This window comes from Streptomyces sp. NPDC054847 (genome assembly GCF_053610925.1).
This window is the reverse complement of record NZ_JBSGZJ010000728.1, coordinates 1-1,895: the sequence shown is the minus strand read 5'-3', so window position 1 is coordinate 1,895 and position 1,895 is coordinate 1. Positions and strand designations below refer to the sequence as shown.

Genomic DNA, 1,895 nt, shown 5'->3' with positions numbered 1-1,895 from the left:
CGAACGGGGAGAATCACCGCGTGGACCCGACCCCAGCTCCCACCCCGCCCGCCGCCCCGCCGCCGGCCGGCCCCGCGCCCGGACACCCCGCCCCGGCCCCGGCCGCCGGGCCCGGCACGACAGGCTCCACGGCGCCGGGGGAGCACCGGCCGGCCCCCGGCCCCGCCCCTCGGACGTGGCCCGTCGGTGCCGTGCCCGCCGTCCCCGGCAGGCCGCCCGCGTCGACCGCGCGGCGCGTCGCCGCACCCCTCGCCGTCCTCGCCGGCGTCGCCGCCGCGTTCACCTACGTCGGGAGCGTCGACCCGAACGAACCGGGCCACTACCCGGTGTGTCCGCTGCTGCGCTTCACCGGCATCTACTGCCCCGGCTGCGGCGGACTGCGCAGCGCCCACGCCTTCATCCACGGCGACATCGGCGCCGCTCTCGGCGCCAACGCCGTCGCCGTGGTGGGCTACGCGGTCTTCGCCGTCGTGTGGGTGATGTGGCTGATTCGCGCCGTACAGGGACGCCCCCTGAGGATCGGCCTCTCCACCGGATGGTGGTGGGTCATGGGCGGCGCGCTGGTGATCTTCAGCGTGGTGCGGAACCTGCCGTTCGGCTCGGCACTGGCTCCATGAAGTCCCAGGTAGTGGGACAGGCAGTGACCGGATGCGGGCTCAGGGCCCTCCTGCGGATACCATCGACATGGCTGATCCTGTTCCATCAACACCGTCCCGGAAGGGGGCCGCTCGCGTGAGTGTGCTCGACGAGATCATCGAAGGTGTGCGCGCCGACCTGGCAGAGCGGCAGGCGCGTGTCAGCCTCGACGAGCTCAAGGAGCGCGCCGCCAAGGCTCCTGCGGCCAAGGACGGCGTCGCCGCGCTGCGCGGTGAGGGCGTCAAGGTGATCTGCGAGGTCAAGCGCTCCAGCCCCTCCAAGGGTGCGCTCGCCGCGATCGCCGACCCCGCCGGACTCGCCGCCGACTACGAGGCGGGCGGCGCGGCCGTCATCTCCGTGCTCACCGAGGAGCGCCGCTTCGGCGGATCGCTCGCCGACCTCGAGGCCGTACGCGCCAAGGTCGACATCCCGGTGCTGCGCAAGGACTTCATCGTCACCGCGTACCAGCTGTGGGAGGCGCGCGCCTACGGCGCCGACGTCGTGCTGCTGATCGTCGCCGCGCTGGACCAGGAGGCCCTGGTCTCGCTGATCGAGCGTGCTGAATCGATCGGCCTCACCCCGCTGGTCGAGGTCCACGACGAGGACGAGGCCGAGCGGGCCGTCGACGCCGGTGCGAAGATCATCGGCGTGAACGCGCGCGACCTCAAGACCCTCAAGGTCGACCGCTCCACCTTCGAGCGGGTCGCCCCCGAGATCCCGGCGCACATCGTCAAGATCGCCGAGTCGGGTGTGCGGGGTCCGCACGACCTGATCGCCTACGCCAACGCCGGCGCCGACGCCGTGCTCGTCGGCGAGTCCCTGGTGACCGGCCGTGACCCGAGGGCCGCGGTCGCCGATCTGGTGGCCGCGGGCGCGCACCCCGCGCTGCGGCACGGCAGGAGCTGACCCGGCCGTGACCGTCGCCGTCGCTCGCACCCGGGCCCGCCGGATCGCGGGGCCCCGCCCCGCGCTCGTCGGCGTGCCTGCGGTGTGCGCCGGCAGGACGGTGGCCGCCGCCGGCGGCGGCGCGCCCCGTGACCCCTACGCCCGCCTCGCCCGAGGCTGCCGCCCACGCGGCTGCCGGGCGCCGGCACGACGGGTGCACGGGCGGCGGGTGCGGTACGTGATCGGTGACGAGCCGGGCCAGGTCAACGGAATGCGATGGCGCGGGGCCGTGGCGCGGGACGGCCGCTAGGCCGTCCTTTCGGGCGGATTTCTCTCTCCCCCCGCCCCTTCCCGAACCGGGGCAAGCCCCGGAC

3 protein-coding genes are annotated in these 1,895 nt (G+C 74.7%); all 3 read left to right on the top strand.

Annotated features, from left to right (window positions below):
• Nucleotides 1–20 precede the first annotated feature (20 nt).
• The 3 genes from ACWGH4_RS34725 to trpM all read left to right on the top strand — a co-directional run bounded on the left by ACWGH4_RS34725 (nt 21) and on the right by trpM (nt 1,831).
• Nucleotides 21–617 carry a DUF2752 domain-containing protein gene (locus ACWGH4_RS34725; RefSeq protein ID WP_453467851.1) on the top strand — a complete coding sequence of 199 codons (597 nt, stop codon included), beginning with the start codon at nt 21–23 and terminating at the stop codon, nt 615–617.
• Nucleotides 618–732: 115 nt separating this feature from the next.
• Nucleotides 733–1,542 (top strand): indole-3-glycerol phosphate synthase TrpC, encoded by an 810-nt coding sequence (gene trpC, locus ACWGH4_RS34720; RefSeq protein WP_189472629.1) that lies wholly within the window; start codon nt 733–735, stop codon nt 1,540–1,542.
• 73 nt (nt 1,543–1,615) lie between these two features.
• A complete protein-coding gene (gene trpM / locus ACWGH4_RS34715) occupies nt 1,616–1,831 on the top strand; it encodes a tryptophan biosynthesis modulator TrpM (protein WP_453467849.1) in 216 nt (71 codons plus the stop codon).
• The last annotated feature ends 64 nt before the right edge of the window (nt 1,832–1,895 follow it).